Source organism: Lentzea alba, from assembly GCF_011067745.1.
GTDB lineage: Bacteria > Actinomycetota > Actinomycetes > Mycobacteriales > Pseudonocardiaceae > Lentzea > Lentzea alba.
On record NZ_JAAMPJ010000001.1, the window covers coordinates 296,885 to 311,427 of the forward strand.

A 14,543-nucleotide genomic window follows, 5' to 3' on the forward strand; every position below is an offset into this window, starting at 1 on the left:
GGGCAACGGCATGTCCTGATAGTGGCAGGTCACCTCCCTGTGTGCCCGTAGGACGACGCATGGGGACTGGTACCTGTTTGTTGGGACGGGCAGCGCGATCTCGGCGCTAGGTGACGCGCGTAGGCCGCTCCCCTTGCGAGGAGCGGCCTACGGTCGTTCTGGTCAGCGAATCACTTCCCGGCTGCCGCCTTGAACGTCCACTTGGCAACGTCACCGGAGCAGGACGCCGCGGTCACCTTCCCGGAGGCGTCCCGGTAGCACTTGGTGTTGTACTGCATGTCCGAGATGGTCTTGTTCGGGTTGATCGACCACTGCTGGTTCGGGCCGCCGTCGCACTTCTTCAGCAGCACCTTGCCCGAGGACAGCGTGGTGCACTGCTGCGGCGAGCCCTGTTCCATGAACGCGCCGTGGAACTTGAACTGCTGTGCGGCGGAACCGTTGCACACGGCCGTGGTCAGCTGGGAGCCGGACGCGCCGCCCTGGAGGCACTTGCCGGTCGAGACGTTCTTGTACTCGCCGTTGGTGGTCTTGGGCTTGGCGCCGCCGTAGCACTCGCCGGTCTGGGCGTTGAAGATCGGCGTGGGGTCGACGGTCAGGTTCGACGGCGGGTTGAGGATGGTCTCTTCCATCACGGGCTTGCCGTCGTCGTGGTAGTTGGTGAGCGCGTCTTCGCAGTCGATGGCGTTCATGGCGTTGCCGCCCTTGCCGCCGACCCACGCGTCGAAGTGCCACAAACGAGGGCCGCCGTTGGGGCCGTTGCCGTTCCAGTCCTGCTCACAGGAGGAGCAGGAGTCCTCCATGATGAAGTACTTCTTCACCCGCGGGAAATAGATCTTCGTGCCCGGCTTGGCTTCCTTGCTGGACGTCGCGAAGGTGATCGGGTCCGACCAGGTTCCCTTGCCGCCCGCCTTGTCGTGGATCTGCGGGTAGGCGATGTCGCCACCCGGCGGGGTGTTGTCGTACCAGCCGTAGAAGGTCCAGAAGACCTGTTGGGGGGCGGCACTCGCGGGTGATGAAGCGAACAAACCGGACATCATGAGCAAAATGCCTGCCGCCACAGACAGGGCGCGTTTCATGCGTGCCTCCGCGGGAACCGGTGGACTGAGGCGGCGTGCATGCAGAGTCCACCGGTCGAGCGGCTTTTGTAAAGAAACTTATCTAACTATTTGCGGACGCAATACCCGCTACCGGGCCCACGACGATGATCGCCGGCGGGCGGACTTCCCAGCGCTTCACGTCATCGGCCAGGGAGTCCAAAGTGGACCGGAACACGCGCTGCGCGGCGGTGCTGCCTTCCTGGATCACGGCGACCGGAGTCGTGCCGGGACGGCCTTCCATCAACGCGGTGGCGAACGCACCGGCGCGTTCGACGGCCATCATCAGCACAACGGTGCCTTGCAGGCGTGCGATTGCGGGCCAGTCCACGAGAGAGCGCGGGTCGTCTGGTGCGACGTGGCCAGAGACGACGACCACCTCGTGTGCCACTCCTCGGTGCGTTACTGGCACACCGGCCAGTGCGGGCACACCGAACGCGGACGTCACGCCCGGCACGACGGTGACCGGGATACCGGCCTCCGCGCACGCCAGCAGCTCCTCGAAGCCGCGGCCGAAGACGTAGGGATCGCCGCCCTTCAGCCGGACGACGAACTTCCCCTCCTTGGCGCGGTCGATCAGCGTCTGGTTGATGAACTCCTGCGTGGCCGCGCGGCCGTACGGGATCTTCGCCGCGTCCACGACCTCGACGTGCGCGGGCAGTTCCTCCAGCAGCTCGCGCGGCGCCAGGCGGTCGGCGACGACCACGTCCGCGTGGGCGAGCAAACGCTTGCCCTGCACGGTGATCAACTCAGGGTCACCGGGTCCGCCACCCACCAGGGCGACACCGGCGGGCTTCGCGGCCTGGTCCGCGATCCGGCCGTCGCGCAACGCCGCGACCAGCCCGTCCCGCACCGAAGCGGAACGACGGTGTTCGCCACCCGCGAGCACACCGATCAGCATCCCGTCGTGCGTGCCGGTCGCCGGTGTCACGGCCGTGCCTTCGACGGCGATGTCCGCGCGCACACAGAACACACGGGCAGCAAGCGCCTCATCGCCGATCTGCGTGTTCACCTCGACGTTCGACGTGCACGCCACCACGTACCACGCGCCCTCGACGTCACCGGCCTCATAACGCCGCTGATGCCACGTCAGCTCCCCCGCGTCGACCATGCCCTGGACGGCGGGCGTGACGGACGGCGACACGAGCTCGACGGCGGCGCCGGACGCGATCAGGCGAGGCAGGCGGCGCTGGGCGACCGTGCCTCCGCCGACCACGAGGACGCGCCGGCCCCGGAGGTCGAGGCCGGCCAGGTAGTGCTGTTCAAAGGGCATGCGTAGAAGCATCCACACCGGACCCGCCGTGTCCAGTTGAAGGGAACATGGTCACAGCCGCAACAGCTCGAACGACGTCGCCAGGCCGCCGCCGAACCGCTGCCCCACGGCCTCGGCCATCGACTTCAGGAACGGCTCGGGGTTGGCCATGTCGCCGCTCAGCGCCTCCAGATAGGCCTTGTGGGCGCGTAGAGATTCCACCGAAGCCTCGAACGAGTCAGTGATGTCCACGGCGTGCGTCGACAACGGCGAGGACGCTGCCAGCACGTACTTGACCCCGTTCCACGGCTCCAGGCCGAGGTCGCGGAAGATCCACCGGTTGCCCGCGTCGCGGACCGCGTCCACGGTCGCGCGGCCGACGGCGATGTGGTCTGCCATGTTCAGGCCGCCGCCGGGCCAGGTGTCGCGGAAGTTGCCGGTGATGACGACCTCGGGCCTGTGCCGGCGGATCGCCGCCGCGAAGTCGCGTCGCAACGGCACGCCGTACTCGATGACGCCGTCCGGGTGGTCCAGGAACTCGACCTCGGTCACGCCGACGGCCGCGCAGGACGCGATCTGCTCCTCCACCCGCAACGGTCCGCAGACCTCGGGTTCCATCGTGTCGATGCCGGCCTCGCCACGGCACGCGAGCACGTACGCGATTTTCTTGCCTTGAGCGGTCCAACGGGCGATGGCACCCGCACCGCCGTACTCCATGTCATCAGGGTGAGCGACGACGACCAGTGCGCTCGACCAGTCCTCCGGCACAGCTTCGAGATCAGACATGCGTGCAGGGTGCGCGCCGAGGCACGCACCCTGCAACACAAAAGATCACTTACAGCTGTGCGTTGATAACCGAGTAGTACGGCGCGATACGGCCGTACACGCCGGGGTAACCCGCGCCGGCACAGCCGCGGCCCCAGGACGTGTCACCGATGAGCTTGCCGCCGAACACCAGCGGGCCACCGGAGTCGCCCTGGCAGGTGTCGACGCCGCCCTGCGGGAAGCCCGCGCACACCATCGAGGTGTTGCTGTACTGCGAGTACGCGGACTTGCAGGTCGCGTCCGAGGTCAGCGGCACGTTGGCCTTGAGCAGGTACCGCGAGGCGGAACCGCCCGAGGACGTGGTGCCCCAGCCGAGGATCAGCGCGGAGTTGCCGGCCGTGTAGAGCGCGGTGTCGGACGGCGTGGCCAGCGGCAGGGTGGCCGAGCTGATGTTGCGGTCGAGCGTCAGCACGGCGACGTCGTAGCCGGCGGTCGCGGTGGTGTAGCTCGGGTGCACCCAGATCTTGGTCACGTTCGCGACCGTGCCCGCGGTGCTCTGCTTGTCGTCACGGCCGTGCACGACGCGCGTGCTGGCGGCCGAGCGGCCCTTCACGCAGTGCGCGGCGGTGACGACCTTGTTGGCCTTGGTGAGCGTGCCTCCGCAGAACTGCGATCCGGAGGTGGACGCCAGGTAGACGACCCACGGGTACGTCGACGTGCTCGCCCTCGTGCCACCGACGATCATCGGCGAGACGTCGGCGTTGGCGGCCGGGGCGATGAAGAAGATGCTCGCGAGAGCGGACACCACGACGGACACGATCAGGCGATGCAGGGTTTTCGCCATGTAGCCAGTCCTTCCCGATGACGCTGTGTGTGCAGGGTGTCGAGCGGCGGCACACACAGCGTCACGGGCGGAGATTCAGCAGCACAACCGCCACTTGTCTGGTGCGGGCGGTTTGACTTTTGACTCAGGCGATTCCACGTGCCGTGAACGCGGCCTGGACGGTGGCGGCGTCCGCGTCACCGTAGAGCTTCTTGGCGGTGGCGACGGTGACCGCGGCCGCCGCGCCGAAGGAGGTCGAGGGTGCGTAGGAGAACTGCGCCTCCAGCACGATCTTCGCGGCCTTGTCGCGGCCGAACTTCTGGTAGATGTCGAACAGCGCCCGCGACCAGATCTGGCCGTCGAAGTGCACCTCGTTCTGGCGCTGGCTCACCGTCAGGTCGGTGTCGGTGCGGCGGATGCAGTGCGGCGTCGTGGTCGTGTACGACGTCGAGTCCCAGTCCATGATGCACGCCAACGGAGTCGTGGTCGTGTCCTGCGAATCACGCGAGGACATGATCAACGCCCACCAGTCGCCGAAGCCCTCACCGATCGAGCCGGCGTCGAGGGTCGTGCCGAAGCCCGGCACCTGGGCGTCCTGGATCGCGTGGCCGAGCTCGTGCCACACCACCTCGACGTCCTCGGCGTCGTCGACACCACCGGTGCCGAACGTGATCTGGTCCTTGTTCGGGTCGTAGTACGAGTTGTCGGCGGTCTCACCGAGCGTGGTGATCTTCTGCGACTGGTTGTTGATGTTCGTGAAACCGAGGCTCTGAATGTACTTCTGCGCCTCGGTCACACCCCAGTAGGCGTTGACCTGCTCGAAGAAGTCGTTGGTCCGCGTGTAGTTGAACTGGTTGTTCTTGTTGTACGCGAGCTTGCTCTTGGCACCGGTCAGCTGGGCGTAGCTGCCCTTGAGGTAGCCGGAACCGTCCAGGTTGGACAGCGTCACGGACTTGTACGCCGCGGCGGGCACGGCCGAGTCGGCGTCGTTGCCGTCCTTGAGGTTCTGGTTCTGCTGCGACACCACGGGGTTCGGGCTGAACACCTTGCCGGTGCCCTCCGCGTGCTTGACCAGGCTCTCCGACCTCACGACCGCGCCGGACTCCGCGTGCACCAGCGTGCGCTCGGAACCCTTGCCCTTGTCGGAGATCACCTCGTAGACGAGGCCGGTGCCGGGCAGCACCTTGAGGTTCGCGCCTTCGGGCACACCGGCCGACTTGGTCTTGGCGTCCTCGGCGGTGACGGCGGGCGTCATGTCGACCGTGCCGACGGCGATGCGGCCGTCGTCCACCGTCTTCACACCGGTCGCCTTGTCGACGTGCTCGACGTAGTACGCGCCCAGCACGGGCTTTCCGTCGTAGGTCTGCTCGTACCAGGTGTGCGTGGCGGTCAGCGAGTCGCGGACGGTCAGCAGGCGCAGGCCTTCCTTCGGCGCCGCAGCCTGGGCGTTGATCGCGAGCAGGGACAGTGCGACGCCGGCGGTGCAGGCGACAGCGACGAGACGACGGGATCTCATGCCGGTCTCCAGTGCTTCGGGCCCGAGGCAGGGGGTGGGCCGTGTGCGTGGCGACGGTAATCAAGAAAACTTCGGCAGAGACCCTACGAAAGAAGGAAAAACCTCAGCGATCCCAGACCCCGGGAACAACAATTACGTCGGCTTCGACCGGATTGTCCAACGTTGGTCCGATTCCGAAAGCGACGAAGGCGACCGCCGCACCACGAGCAGCCAAATCGCCCGCGCCCTCGTGCCGCACCTCCGTGCCGGAACGCAGAAGTGGACCGACGGCCTCGATCGCCTCTGGCGTGCCGACCACGAACGCCGCGCGCCGGATCTCCGCTTCCGCACGGGGTGTGCGTTCCTCGGCGGAGCCGGGGCCGAGCCCGACCAGAGCGAGCCGGCCGCGTGGCAACATCCGCGCCGCGGCCACGGTCACGTTGTCCCGCTTGAACTTCTCGGCCGCGAGCTCGATCGGGGCGCCGTGCCCGAGCAGCTGCGCGCCGCGCAACGCCGCGGCCTCCGCGACGCTCGCGGTGCCCATCGAGTTGCGCACCACCGAGCTCGGGTTGGGCACGCCGATCTCGGCGAGCTCCGCGGTCGGGAACGTGAGCAGCTCGGCGGTGTCGCCGTGCCAGAATCCCCAGTCCTCGACGGCGTCCACGATGCCGGGCTCGTCCGCCTTGGCGTCCGCGGTCGCGAACGCCTTGATGGCGCGCAGATCCAGGCCGCCCTGTGCGTCCAGTTCGGCCAGTGCCGCGCCCACGCTCGTGGCCGACGAACCCCGCGTCGAGCCCACACCGACGACGAGCGTGCGCGGCACGATCCGCAGCACGTTCTCCTTGGTCGCGGCGGCCCGGTCGTCGACGACGATCATCCACGTCGCGTCCTCACCCGCCGCGATGACGTTCGGCGGCAGGGCGGGCAGCGGGAAGTTCAACGGGTTGCGCAGCACGACCTTCTCGCCCGCCTCGATGGCGGCGGCGCACGCCTCGACGTCACCCTCGGCGGTGGCGTCCAGCTGCTCGACGAGCTCGTCCAGCACCGAGTCGATCGACGGGCCGCTGGTCACGACGGCGGTGCGGTTCAACAGATCCGCGACCTGGCTGGCCAGCATGTCCGCGTCCCCGGCCAGCGCGACCGCGAAGTGCTGGTCCACGCACACCACGGCGGGACCGGATCGCTTGTCCCGCAACAGAGGCGCGAACAGCCTGATCGCGGAACCCGCGTCCAGGAACAGCACCGCGGCGCTCAGGCGTGGCCACAGCTGGCGCACGGCGGCCTTGATCGGACCGTCCGGCACGACGGCGTCGGCGCCGAGGAGACCGGCGAGGTCGGCGGCATCGCCGCGTTGGGCGGGGCCGGCGAAAACACCGATCACTTCTTGCTTCCCCACAGCACGGTCACCGGTACTGCCGGAGCGAATCCCGAATCCAACAGGCGAGAGGCGGTCCAGTGCACGCCCTCCACCTCGTATCCGGCCGCCTGCAACGCATCGCGGGCGGGCACGATCTCGTCCACGCTCTCCGTCGCGACGACCACGCGGCGAGCGGACACCGCGGCCGAAGCCTTGACCGCGGTGATCTCACCTCGGCCGACGAACACCGCGTCCGGGCGCGGCAACGAGGGCGCGTCCAGTTCGGCTTCCTCGACCCGCACGTCGACGCCGTGCGCGGACGCGTTCGCGATGATCCGCACGCACTGCACGGGATCGGGCTCGACCGCGATCACCGCGGCGCCCAGCCGGGCGCACTCGACGCCCACCGCACCGGAACCGGCCAGCACGTCCCACACCAGCACACCGGGGCGCGGGGCGAGGCGAGCCAGCACGAACGCGCGGACCTCGGCGCCGAGGACGTGGGTGCGGCTCGCGAACGAGTCGTCCGGCAGCGCCCAGCCATCGTTCGACTGCAGGAACTCGTTGTCCGCCAGGCACAACACCGCGTCCGGCGAGGTCCAGCGACGGGTCACCGCGTCACGCGGGTCCACAGTGATCAGTTCGCCTGCGTCCGACACCGTCAGCGTGCGACGCCAGCCCGCGAGGCCCGCGCCGATCTCGGCGGGACCGATGCCCTCGGCCAGCTTCACGATCACGGCGGAGCGGGCGCGGCACACGTTCAGCGCGGGACGCAGGCCGTCCGCGGCGTCGACGATCTCGACGGGACGGCCCGCTGTGTCCTGCAATGCCTGCACTGTCATCAGTTTCCGGCGGTGCGCTTGGGCTTACGGGCGGCGGCCGGCTTCTTCTTCGGCGTGGCCGTCGAGGCGCGGACCGTCGGCGGCTTCGGCTTCTCCGCCGCCACCACGGTCAGCTTCGGCTTGGGCGCGGGCTCCTCGGCCGGCTTGCGCACCGACTGCTGTATTTCCTCGACCGCCGTCCACGCCGGGTTCGACTCGGCGGCGGCAGCGGGGGCGGGCAGCGGAGCGGGGGCCGGGGCCGGGATGGGCTCGTCGACGCGCGTCGCGATGCGCGAGGCGGCACGGCGTGACCAGCGGGTCGGGCGGGCGGCGCGGAGCGGCTCGTCCACCGAGGCCGTCGCCGAGACGCGGCGCGTGGGCACCTTCACGGCGGCGCCGACCAGGAACAGCGTCGGGCGGTACAGCTTGTGCTGCTTCACCACCGACTCCAGTTCGCCGACGGTGGTGTGCACGACCAGTTCGTCCGCCTGGCTCACCTTGTACGCGACCACGACCGGGGTCTCGGCGGTGTACCCGCCCTGCAGCAGCTTCTCGACGAACTGACCGGTGCGCGCGCCCGAGACCGTCGCGGCCATCGTGGTCTGCAGCGCGGCGAACTCGCGGACCAGCTCGCTGCTCTCCGGCGAGATCAGCACAGTGGACGACGCCTCGGTCAGGGTGAGCTCGCGGCCGATCTTCGCGGCAGCGGCGGCCACCACCGACACACCCGGCACGACCTCGACCTCAAGACCGAGGCGCACGCACAGGTCGTGCTGCTCCTGCACACCACCACCGGTCGCGGCGTCGCCCGCGTGCAGGCGCACCACGACCTGGCGCGACGCGGCGGCACGGCGGTACAGGTCCGTGATCTCCTCGGGCGTCACGCGCGAGAAGTCGACCAGGTCGGCGTCGGCGCGGGCGTGCTCGCGGACGCACTCGGCGTCGACGGCACTGGGGGCCCAGATGACGACGTCGGCTTCCGCGATGCGGCGCGCGCCTCGGAGAGTGATGAGGTCGGCGGCACCGGGACCGGCGCCGACGAAGGAGACCCGACCGGTCGTCGTCACGACAGCTCCACAGGGGGTTTCGGGGAGAGGCTTAAGCGAAGACCGTACCGCCTGCCGCTCCGGCCACGAACGGGTGGCAGGCCCGCACGAAGCGGGCTACCGCCTCCGGATCACCGGCCGGGTGCGTGTGCAGGTACGACGCATGTACGCCACCCACGACGAAACCCTCGGCGACGGGCCGGGAATCGACGCCGCGCCAGTGCCACGCGGGCGGGGTCGAGTGCGGTGTGGACAGCTGGGTGCGGTGGAACTCGTGGCCGGTCACGCGGCTGCCCGGCGGGTGCAGCGGGGAACTGGCGGACGCCACGGCGTCCCGATAGCCCAAGGTCAGCTTCGGGGTCATGAACCCCTCGGCGTCGAGCACGCCGCACATCGGATGCCCGTCGAGCGACCGCGCCAGGTACAGCAACCCACCGCACTCGGCGTGGACCGGCGCACCCGATCGAGCGAACCGCGCCACCGAGTCGCGCAACTTCGCGTTGGCCGACAAAGCTTCCGCGTGCTGCTCGGGGAAACCGCCCGGCAGGACCAGCCCCGCGGTTCCTTCCGGAAGGACCTCGTCCTTCAACGGATCGACGACGGCGACGGCCGCGCCCGCCGCCTTCAGCACCTCGACGTGCTCGGCGTAGCCGAACGTGAAAGCCGCTCCCCCCGCCACCGCGACCAACGGTTCGCCGTCGACGCGCTCGACCTGGGGTTCCCAGGCGGACACCGCCATCGAAGGCACCGACTGCGCCAGCCTGCGCACCGCGTCGAGATCGACGTGCTTGGCCACCGCGGCGGCGATCGCGTCGACGGCGGCGACCGCCTCCGACCCGTGCTCCGCCGCCGTCACGAGCCCCAAATGCCTGGAGGGCAACGAGAACTGCGGATCACGCGGCAACACGCCGAGCACGTCGAGGCCGACCTCGTCGCAGGCCGACCGCAGCACCTGCTCGTGCCGCTCCGACCCGACCTGGTTGAGGATCACGCCGCCGAGCCGGACCGTCGGGTCGTAGCCGCGGAACCCGTGCAGCAGAGCGGCGAGCGACCGGCTTTGCCCGCGCGCGTCCACGACGAACAGCACCGGTGCGTTGATCAGCTTCGCGACGTGCGCGGTCGAGCCGACCCCCGCGGTGTCGACCCGGCCGTCGAACAGGCCCATCACGCCCTCGACCACGGCGATGTCACAGCCCTTGGACCCGTGCGCGAACAGGCCGGGGATCCGGTGCTCGCCGACCATGACCGGGTCGAGGTTGCGGCCGGGACGGGCCGTGGCCAGCGCGTGGTAGCCGGGGTCGATGTAGTCGGGCCCCACCTTGAACGGCGCGACCCGCGACCCGGCCCGGCGCAACGCGGCCATCAGGCCCGTCGCCACCGTGGTCTTGCCGCTGCCCGAGGCGGGAGCCGCGACGACCAGCCGGTTCACCACTCGATCCCCCGCTGGCCCTTCTGTCCGGCGTCCATCGGGTGCTTGACCTTGGTCATCTCCACCACGAGGTCGGCGGCGGCGATCAGCTTCTCCGGCGCGTACCGGCCGGTGATCACGACGTGCTGGTGGCCGGGCCGGTTGACCAGCGTGTCCACCACCTCGTCGACGTCGATCCAGCCCCAGTGCAGCGGGTAGGTGAACTCGTCGAGCACGTAGAAGCCGTGGCGTTCGGTCTGCAACCTGCGGGAGATCTCCTGCCAGCCTTCGAGAGCGGCCGCGGCGTGGTCGTCCTCGGTGCCCTGCTTGCGCGACCAGGACCAGCCCTCGCCCATCTTGTGCCACTCGACCGCGCCGCCCTCGCCGGTCTCCTCGTGCAGCCGGCCGAGCGCCTTGAACGCGGACTCCTCGCCCACCTTCCACTTGGCGGACTTCACGAACTGGAACACGCCGATGTCCCAGCCCTGGTTCCAGCCGCGCAGCGCCATGCCGAACGCCGCCGTCGACTTCCCCTTCATCTCACCGGTGTGCAGCATCAGCAACGGCCGGTTGCGGCGCTGGCGCGTCGTCAGGCCGTCCTTCGGCACCTCGGTGGGTTGTCCTTGAGGCACTGGTTTCTCCTTGCTCGTTGGTCGCTGCTCCGCAGACTCCGGTGAGTTCGCCGGGAAGCTGGCCATCCGGCCGCCGCTTCGCCGTGATTGGGCTTCGCCGAATCCCGACGAAGGGGCGGCCGGACGACCAGCGCGAACTCACGCGGCCCGGACGACGCCGGCGAGGTGGTCGGCGCTGAGCTGGTCGAGGCGGACGCAGGTGCCCTGCAGGGCCTCGGCGATCTTCTGCGCGAGGCCGAGCCTGATGTGGCCCTGTTCGCAGTCCACGACCACGACAGCGGTCTGTTCGAGCAGGCCGGCCGCCTTCAGCGCGTCCTTGGTCGGGTCGCCGCCGAGACCGGACGACGTCGCGCGGCCGTCGGTCAGCAACACCACGAGTGGGCGCTTCTGCGGGTCGCGCAACCGTTCGATCTCCAGCACGCGATGGGCCTTGAGCAGTCCGTCCGCGAGCGGGGTCCGGCCGCCGGTGCGCATCTTCTTGAGGCGGGTCGCCGCCGCGTCCACGGAAGTCGTTGGAGGCAACGCCACTTCGGCCTGGTTGCCGCGGAACGTCACCACGCCGACCTTGTCCCGGCGCTGGTAGGCATCGCGCAGCAGGGAGATCACCGCGCCGCTGACCGCCGACATCCGCTGCCGTGCCGCCATCGAGCCCGACGCGTCGACGACGAACAGGACGAGGTTCGACTCCTTGCCCTCCCTCACCGCCTTGCGCAGATCTCCGGCGGTGAGCAGAAGTCCGGGACCGCTGCGGCCGCGTGCCTGCTGGTGCGGTGCCGCGTTCGTGAGCGTGTCGACGAGGTGCAGGCCGTTTCCATCCACTTTGGACGAACGGACGATCCGGCCGGTGCGGGCACGGGCCCGGGAACGCTTGCCCGGCGCGCCTTCCCCGACTCCCGGCACCTCCAGCAGCCGTGCCTTGAACGCGGGCGCGGGTTCCGGTGCCGGTCGGTCGTTGGGCGCGTTTCCGTTGCCCGCCGGGCCTTCCTGCGGTTCGGGCAGCTCGCCACCGCCGGGACCGTCGTCGTCCGGGCCCTCTTCGGGTTCCTCCGCGTGCTCGGCCGCCTGGCGCATGGCGTCCTCGAGCTGCTGCTCCTCGATGCCGGGCTCGTCGAACGGGTCGCGGCGGCGCCGGTGCGGCAGGGCGAGCCGGACCGCGGTCTCGACGTCGAGCTCCTCGACCTCGGTGGCGCCCCGCCACGCCGCGTGGGCGGTGGCGGCACGAGCCACGACGAGGTCCGCGCGCATGCCGTCGACCTCGAAAGCCGCGCAGACGGCGGCGATTCGGCGCAGCTCGCTGTCCGGCAGGGAAACCAGGGGAAGGTTCGCGCGGGCGTCGGTGATCTGCTGCTTGAGCTTGGTGTCCTCGGCTGCCCACCGCGCCGCGAACGTCACGGGGTCGGCCTCGTAGGCGAGCCGGCGCCTGATCACCTCGGTGCGCACGCCGACGTCCCGCGCCGCCTTCACCGCCACGGTCAGCCCGAACCGGTCGAGCAGCTGCGGCCGCAGCTCGCCCTCCTCCGGGTTCATGGTGCCGACCAGCAGGAACTGGGACGGGTGCGAGATCGAGACGCCTTCGCGTTCGACGTGGGCGCGCCCCATCGCGGCGGCGTCGAGCAGCAGGTCCACGAGGTGGTCGTGCAGGAGGTTGACCTCGTCGACGTAGAGCACGCCCCGGTGCGCCGCGGCGAGCAGTCCGGGCTGGAACGCCCGCACGCCCTCGGTCAGCGCCTTCTCCAGGTCGAGCGACCCGACCAGGCGGTCCTCGGTGGCGCCCACGGGCAGTTCGACGAGCTTGGCCGGCCTGCGCTCGACGCTGTCGTGCGGCGCGTCCGGGCAGTCGGTGCTGCCGGGCACGCAGCCGAACCGGCAGTTCTGCGAGACGTCGAGTTCGGGCAGCAGCGCGGCCAGGGCACGCACGATCGTCGACTTCGCGGTCCCCTTCTCGCCGCGCACGAGAACACCGCCGATGCCGGGATGTACGGCGTTCAGCAGCAGGGCCAGCCGGAGGTCGTCATGTCCGACGACAGCCGAAAAGGGGAACATGCTCAGCGAAGTCCTTCCTCGGGTGTCCACGCCCGCGGTCGGTGGGTGAAGAGGGGGACGAGTTCCTGACTCCCAGAGCACGTCTGGTCACAGTCGCGGGACGGCGCCGGATTCGCACCGGCTTCCTCGCTCTCCCCTCACAGCCCCGGCATCGTCGCATTTCGCACCTGCGGGACCAACAGCCAGGTGAGCGACATCGCGCTGGGAAGTGCGGTATCGCTGGCCATGAACGGCGCTTTTGTGGACCTGGGGTCCACAAAAGCGCCGTTCATGGCCAGCTCGCGTGCGTCAGAGCAGGCTCTGGAAGTGGGACCAGGCCTCGCGGACCTCGTCGGCCGTCCACTCCAGTGCGGGGCCGGCGATGGTGACCTCCGTCTTGGCCAGCGTGCCGTCCTGCCAGAACGAGCCCAGGAACTTCCCGCTCAGCTCGGTCAGCCGCTTCGGGTCACCGGGCAGGTGGAACGCGAACTGGTGGGTGTGCGGCTCGGGCAAACCCATCGCCTCGGCGACCACCTTGGCGTGCGCGACCTGCGCGCCCAGGCGAGGCAGCACGGTGTCCAGGCCGTGCATCGCGGAGAGCGCCGCGGGCCACTGCTGGAACAGCATGCCGCCGTACCGGTGCCGCCAGACCCGTGCCTGGTCGACGAAGTCCTGGGTGCCCGCCAAAGCCGCGCCGGACATGCCCTCCAGCGACTTGTAGAACGACACGTACACCGAGTCGAACAGGCCGGCGATCTCCTCCAGCGGTTTGCCGAGGCCGTGCGTGCTCTCCCACAGCCGCGCGCCGTCGAGGTGGACCACCGCGTCCCGTTCGCGGGCCGCGTCCACGAGCGAGACCAGCTCGTCCCAGGTCGGCAGAACGAACCCGGCCTCGCGGTCCGGCACCTCGACCAGCAGCGTCCCGAACGGCTCGGGGCACGACGCCACCTCCGAGTTCCGCACCTTGATCGGGCGCAGGCCCGACAGGACGGTCAGTGCGTCGTCCTCGTGGTGCAGCGGGTGCGCGGCAGGGTGCATCGCCACGATCGGGCTGTGCGTGCGGTCTGCCCAGCACTTCAGCGCGATCTGCTGCGCCATCGTCCCCGTCGGCACGAACAACGCCGCCTCGGTGCCCAGCAGCCGCGCGACGCGCTGTTCCAGCGCGCTCACGGGGCCGCCCTCGCCGTAGACGTCCGGCTCGACGTCCGGGACGGGGCCGAGTTCCTCGAGCAGTGTCCGTTTGCTGACTCCGGAGAGCTGACGGTTCAACACCCCGGCATCAAACCTCAGCCGCGAGCGTGTCCGCGAGCGAGATAACTCCCGCGCGGATGTCGCCCGCGGTCATGCCCTGACCGAGCAGGAACTCGATGTGCTCGCCTCGCAGCACCGCCAGCACGGTGTGCGCCTTGAAGGTCGAGCCGACCAGGCCCGCCAGGCGCTCCACGGTGATGCGGAAGTTGCCCTCGCAGCTGCGGGTCGTGGTCCTTTCCGCCGCGATGACCAGCGGCAACGAGGCCAGCACGTGGTCGAACAGCGTGCCGGCGAACTCACCGGCGGTGCGGCACCGCAGCGACGCCGTCCGGATCCACGACGCGGCCGTCTCGTCCACGACGGCCTGGATCAGGCCGGCCTTGTCGCCGAACCGCCGGAACACGGTGCCCTTGCCGACTCCCGCCGCCGCGGCGACGTCGTCGACCGACACGGCCTCGATGCCGCGCTCGCGGATCAGCTCGGTGGCCGCCGCCAGGATCGCGGCTCGGTTGCGGGCGGCGTCGGCACGTTCCAACGAACTCTCCCTTGACACAAGCGGACTGATGGTCCGTATATT

General features: G+C 69.8%; 13 protein-coding genes and 1 riboswitch. All 13 genes read right to left on the bottom strand.

The window, feature by feature from the left end:
- Positions 1 to 170: 170 nt before the first annotated feature.
- A complete protein-coding gene (locus tag G7043_RS01390) occupies positions 171 to 1,076 on the bottom strand; it encodes an RICIN domain-containing protein (protein ID WP_166043028.1) in 906 nt (301 codons plus the stop codon).
- Between the two features lie 82 nt (positions 1,077 to 1,158).
- The gene (cobA, locus tag G7043_RS01395) at positions 1,159 to 2,367 is read right to left on the bottom strand and encodes a uroporphyrinogen-III C-methyltransferase (RefSeq protein ID WP_166043030.1); all 1,209 of its coding nucleotides are present in this window, start codon (positions 2,365 to 2,367) and stop codon (positions 1,159 to 1,161) included.
- 51 nt (positions 2,368 to 2,418) lie between these two features.
- The gene (locus tag G7043_RS01400) at positions 2,419 to 3,132 is read right to left on the bottom strand and encodes a PIG-L deacetylase family protein (protein WP_166043032.1); all 714 of its coding nucleotides are present in this window, start codon (positions 3,130 to 3,132) and stop codon (positions 2,419 to 2,421) included.
- A 49-nt stretch (positions 3,133 to 3,181) separates the two neighbouring features.
- Entirely contained in the window at positions 3,182 to 3,955 is a 774-nt protein-coding gene (locus G7043_RS01405) for a S1 family peptidase (protein WP_166043034.1), read from the bottom strand.
- Positions 3,956 to 4,079: 124 nt separating this feature from the next.
- Positions 4,080 to 5,450 (bottom strand): M4 family metallopeptidase, encoded by a 1,371-nt coding sequence (locus G7043_RS01410; RefSeq protein ID WP_166043036.1) that lies wholly within the window; start codon positions 5,448 to 5,450, stop codon positions 4,080 to 4,082.
- 103 nt (positions 5,451 to 5,553) lie between these two features.
- On the bottom strand, positions 5,554 to 6,810 hold the full coding sequence (locus tag G7043_RS01415) for a cobalamin biosynthesis protein (RefSeq protein ID WP_166043038.1): 1,257 nt from the start codon (positions 6,808 to 6,810) through the stop codon (positions 5,554 to 5,556).
- Entirely contained in the window at positions 6,807 to 7,622 is an 816-nt protein-coding gene (locus G7043_RS01420; protein WP_166043040.1) for a hypothetical protein, read from the bottom strand. The genes G7043_RS01415 and G7043_RS01420 overlap by 4 nt, the downstream gene beginning before the upstream one ends.
- A gap of 5 nt (positions 7,623 to 7,627) precedes the next feature.
- Positions 7,628 to 8,674, bottom strand: a complete 1,047-nt coding sequence (locus G7043_RS01425; RefSeq protein WP_166043042.1) for a cobalt-precorrin-4/precorrin-4 C(11)-methyltransferase — start codon at positions 8,672 to 8,674, stop codon at positions 7,628 to 7,630.
- Positions 8,675 to 8,705: 31 nt separating this feature from the next.
- Positions 8,706 to 10,082, bottom strand: coding sequence for a cobyrinate a,c-diamide synthase (locus tag G7043_RS01430; RefSeq protein WP_166043044.1), 1,377 nt, complete (start codon positions 10,080 to 10,082; stop codon positions 8,706 to 8,708).
- Entirely contained in the window at positions 10,079 to 10,693 is a 615-nt protein-coding gene (gene cobO, locus G7043_RS01435) for a cob(I)yrinic acid a,c-diamide adenosyltransferase (RefSeq protein ID WP_166043046.1), read from the bottom strand. Before cobO ends, G7043_RS01430 begins: the two co-directional genes overlap by 4 nt.
- Positions 10,694 to 10,831: 138 nt before the next feature.
- Complete coding sequence (locus G7043_RS01440) at positions 10,832 to 12,736, bottom strand: putative cobaltochelatase (protein ID WP_166043049.1); 1,905 nt, start codon at positions 12,734 to 12,736, stop codon at positions 10,832 to 10,834.
- 39 nt (positions 12,737 to 12,775) lie between these two features.
- A riboswitch (cobalamin riboswitch) is annotated at positions 12,776 to 12,907 on the bottom strand.
- A 117-nt stretch (positions 12,908 to 13,024) separates the two neighbouring features.
- The gene (locus G7043_RS01445) at positions 13,025 to 13,987 is read right to left on the bottom strand and encodes a threonine aldolase family protein (protein ID WP_207310512.1); all 963 of its coding nucleotides are present in this window, start codon (positions 13,985 to 13,987) and stop codon (positions 13,025 to 13,027) included.
- 7 nt (positions 13,988 to 13,994) lie between these two features.
- Positions 13,995 to 14,501 (bottom strand): helix-turn-helix domain-containing protein, encoded by a 507-nt coding sequence (locus G7043_RS01450; RefSeq protein ID WP_207310513.1) that lies wholly within the window; start codon positions 14,499 to 14,501, stop codon positions 13,995 to 13,997.
- Positions 14,502 to 14,543: the final 42 nt, after the last annotated feature.